The following is a 379-nucleotide window of genomic DNA, read 5'->3' as shown; positions in this document are numbered from 1 at the left end:
CCCTTGGAGGTGCCGGTCACGTCGACCTTGACACCCGCCTCGAACAGCTCCGCGGTGATCTCCTGGCCCAGGGTGTACTCGGACGCGTCCGAGGTACGGAGCTCGACCAGGTGGCGGCGCGGGGTGACACCGGCCTTGGCGAAGTGGCCCGCGAGGGGCTTGTTCACCTTGCGGGGGTCGATCTCGCCGAAGCCGATCTGGACGGCGTCGTAGCCGGCCGGGCTGTCGGCGGTGTGGACCTGGGTCACGACATTCGGCCCGGCCTTGACGACGGTCACCGGAACGATCCGGTTGTTCTCGTCCCAGACCTGGGTCATGCCGAGCTTCTCACCCAGGATGCCCTTAATCTGCTTAGCCATCTTCGGTGTTCAGAGCTTGA

General features: G+C 66.0%; 1 pseudogene. It reads right to left on the bottom strand.

Features of this window, described 5'->3' with window-relative positions:
* A pseudogene (gene rplC, locus C2142_RS40230) lies at positions 1–359 on the bottom strand (50S ribosomal protein L3); the annotation flags it as partial.
* Positions 360–379: the final 20 nt, after the last annotated feature.

Source organism: Streptomyces sp. CB01881, assembly GCF_002953255.1.
Classification (GTDB): Bacteria; Actinomycetota; Actinomycetes; order Streptomycetales; family Streptomycetaceae; genus Kitasatospora.
The sequence above is the reverse complement of the archived record's forward strand: the minus strand, read 5'-3'. Positions and strand labels throughout refer to the sequence as shown.